Origin of the sequence: Stenoxybacter acetivorans DSM 19021 (assembly GCF_000745895.1) — a bacterium.
Lineage (GTDB): Bacteria > Pseudomonadota > Gammaproteobacteria > Burkholderiales > Neisseriaceae > Stenoxybacter > Stenoxybacter acetivorans.
In genome coordinates this window covers 1-3,280 of sequence record NZ_JQKE01000115.1, presented here as the reverse complement: position 1 = coordinate 3,280, position 3,280 = coordinate 1, and the positions used below count along the sequence as shown (strand labels likewise).

Below are 3,280 nucleotides of genomic sequence, written 5' to 3'. Positions count from 1 at the left end.
AGTTTCTTTCTGATGAGAGTAATTTATGGAAAATAATACACTATGGCTTAATTGATTAAAATGGTGAGAGAAAATTTTTCATGCGATTGCCCTGGATAGCACAGGCGTTTTTTATGGATTGCCGATATAGTTATTTGGCAAATACGCTTAAATTTTTAATAATTTTTTGGTATGCTGGGCACTTATTTTGATAGGATTATTTTGATTGTCTATGCCGCTAAATAAAATCGCTGTATTTATGCGGCAGTATTAAAATCAATAAAGAAAATTAATTGCTACCGCAAATCATGGCTGAATTTGGTAGTACAATTAGAAAAATTCAATTGATTGTTTGAACTTGATTTTAGGTGATTTGCTTTATGTATCGGCATAAATAAATTGAAGAAAAATCCATGCTTTTGATGATAGATAATTACGACAGCTTCACCTACAACATCGTGCAGTATTTTGCTGAACTTGGGCAAGAGGTGGTGGTGAAATGCAATGATGAAATTGATTTAGCCGGTATCGCAGCTTTGTCGCCGCAGTATATTGTGCTAGGTCCTGGTCCGTGTACGCCCAAAGAAGCGGGTATTTCGGTTGATGTGATTCGTGAGTTTGGCGGAAAAATTCCGTTGCTGGGCATTTGCTTGGGACATCAAAGCATCGGTTATGCTTATGGCGGTAAGATTATTCGAGCAAAAACCCTGATGCACGGTAAAATATCTGCTGTATCGCACTCTGGAGTCGGTCTGTTTGCGGGTTTACCGAATCCTGTTGTTTGCACGCGTTACCACAGTTTGGTAATTGACCGCGATACTTTACCTGATTGTTTGGCAATCACCGCTTGGACGGACGATGGTGAAATCATGGGTGTGCGCCACAAAACGCTGCCGATGGAAGGGGTGCAATTTCACCCGGAAGCCTTGCTTACTGAACATGGACACGATATGTTGCGTCATTTTTTGACCGAGTATATTCAGGCTGCTTGAAAAATATTTGTTGTCTTTGGTGAAACAAAATTGGTGTTAAAGTCGATTGGCAAAAATCGTTCTACCTTGATTGGTAACTGGCAGCATTTGTTCATTTTCCTGTTGCTTAATAATGAATTAACGCTTTAGCTTGCTTTATGTATTTCGCCCTGAAAAAATGCTGACATCATCTGTTTGCATTAAATAAAATATCGAAAACAATATTCTCGTCAATTGGAGATTCCATGATTACCCCCCAACAAGCACTGAATCGCATTTTAGACAACAACGAATTATTTTATGATGAAATGACGCATTTGATGCGTCAAATCATGACAGGGGAAGTTGCCCCCGAAGTGATTGCCGCTTTGTTGATTGGTTTGCGTATTAAAGTGGAATCGGTGTCTGAAATCGCTGCTGCTGCTGCTGTTATGCGTGAATTTGCAACAAAAGTGCCGGTGCAAGATGCCCAACATTTGGTTGATGTGGTTGGCACAGGCGGCGACAATGCCCATACGTTCAATATTTCCACCACCAGCATGTTTGTGGCGGCAGCGGCAGGGGCTAAAGTGGCAAAACATGGTGGCCGCTCTGTATCATCATCCAGTGGCTCGGCAGATATTATTGAAACCATGGGCGTACCGCTGACTTTAAGTGCAGAGCAAGTTGGGCAATGTATTGATGATATGGGACTGGGTTTTATGTTTGCACCCAATCACCACAGCAGCATGAAATACGTTGCACCAGTGCGGCGTGCTTTGGGTGTGCGTACTATTTTTAATGTGTTGGGACCGCTCACCAATCCGGCAAATGCCCGCAATCAGGTGCTGGGCGTATTTCACATTGATCTGGTGGGTATTTTGTCGCGTGTGTTACAGCAAATGGGCAGCAAACATGTGTTGGTGGTGCATGGCAGCGATGGTTTGGACGAAATCACCTTAACCGGTACCACGCGTGTGGCAGAACTAAAAGACGGCATGGTAATGGAATACGATGTTCATCCTGAACAATTTGATTTAACGGTGATTGAAGATTTAAAACCCATTCAAGTAAACAACAGCCGAGAATCTTTGCAAAAAATGAACAGTGTTCTGGCAGGCGAAGCCGGTCCGTGCCGTGATATTGTTTTACTCAACACCGCCGCCACTTTGCTGGCAGGCAATGTGGTTGCTTCGCTTGCTGACGGAGTTATCGCCGCTAAAGAAGCCATTGATTCCGGTAAAGCCAAAGCCAAACAGCAGGAATTTATTGTACAGACTCAGAAAATGGCAGCCGCTTGAATTTACCGCATGATTTAACAGGCTACCTGAAAACGTGAATGTTTTTTCAGGGCAATATAAATGCCTGATTAATTTGATTCAGTAAAAAAATAATCAAAGAAAACAAATATGAACAGTAGCAGCAAAGCATTCTTGATGATTTTGGTTGTATCGGGTTTAAGCGGTTGCACCAGCGTGGATACCCAGCCCTTGCAATCACACAAAATCGCTCAAATTGGCAAAATCTGCATTCTTGAAAACCCTGAAGTCAAAGTTCGTGATATGGTCAGCGTCTTGCAAAACAGATTACGCATCCACGGTATTAAAAGTAACTTGGTAAACAACACCGAAGCATTGTCTTGCCGTTACACCTTGGCTTATTCTGCCAGAAGAAGCTGGGATTTTACGACTTATATTGATACCGTCCATTTGGCTATTTATGATAATAATCAACTCATTGCCTACACTGAATACGATGGTAATAATTGGTCTTTAACCAAATGGAAATCCACCGCCGAAGTTATCAATCCTTTGGTTGATTCATTGTTGAGTCAGAAACGATAAATCAACCAAAAATGCTTGAATAACGCGTGGTGGTGTTTTATTTAAGAACGATAAATGTTTTTTGTACTGCCCCAACTTTCTTAGAGACTGAATATTCTGAAGAGAATTCGGTTATGAACAAAAAACGATTACCTGAAATCAAAGCGCGCACTGTGCATTTGTATCAAGACTGTAGCAGCATCATCTCGGACGCAAAGGGTTGCCATGTGTTTGATTGCCAAAAAAATCGGTTGCAGTACTGAAATTTTGCGTACTTGGGTGAAGCAAGCAGAAATCAATCAATCAATCGGTTGGTAATGATGAACTACCAAAAGTGATCAGCTCTTTCTGCTTTTAATGTCTCTTCAAAAGCACCTGCCGAGGTGTGCAGTTGATTTTACAGAGAATATTTCACGCCGTGTTTTATTGTTGTACCAGGGCAATCGCATGAAAGATTTAACACAGTTTCAGTAGTTGCTCACGGTAATTATCAGAGGTAGCCGCCAGTAATCGCTGTACTTTAATGCC

At 41.6% G+C, this 3,280-nt stretch carries 3 protein-coding genes; all 3 read left to right on the top strand.

Translation table 11 applies throughout. The features are described 5' to 3' along the window. Nucleotides 1–392 precede the first annotated feature (392 nt). Nucleotides 393–971 carry an aminodeoxychorismate/anthranilate synthase component II gene (locus Q384_RS10740; protein WP_037588013.1) on the top strand — a complete coding sequence of 193 codons (579 nt, stop codon included), beginning with the start codon at nt 393–395 and terminating at the stop codon, nt 969–971. A gap of 224 nt (nt 972–1,195) precedes the next feature. Then, the gene (gene trpD, locus Q384_RS10735) at nt 1,196–2,230 is read left to right on the top strand and encodes an anthranilate phosphoribosyltransferase (RefSeq protein WP_037588010.1); all 1,035 of its coding nucleotides are present in this window, start codon (nt 1,196–1,198) and stop codon (nt 2,228–2,230) included. A gap of 108 nt (nt 2,231–2,338) precedes the next feature. Then, entirely contained in the window at nt 2,339–2,773 is a 435-nt protein-coding gene (locus Q384_RS10730; protein ID WP_037588009.1) for an Sbal_3080 family lipoprotein, read from the top strand. Nucleotides 2,774–3,280 lie beyond the last annotated feature (507 nt).

What these genes read in the sequence shown, in the direction of transcription:
- trpD (WP_037588010.1), top strand. Translation starts at nt 1,196, where the DNA reads ATGATTACCCCCCAACAAGCACTGAATCGCATTTTAGACAACAACGAA.
- Q384_RS10740 (WP_037588013.1), top strand. Translation starts at nt 393, where the DNA reads ATGCTTTTGATGATAGATAATTACGACAGCTTCACCTACAACATCGTG.
- Q384_RS10730 (WP_037588009.1), top strand. Translation starts at nt 2,339, where the DNA reads ATGAACAGTAGCAGCAAAGCATTCTTGATGATTTTGGTTGTATCGGGT.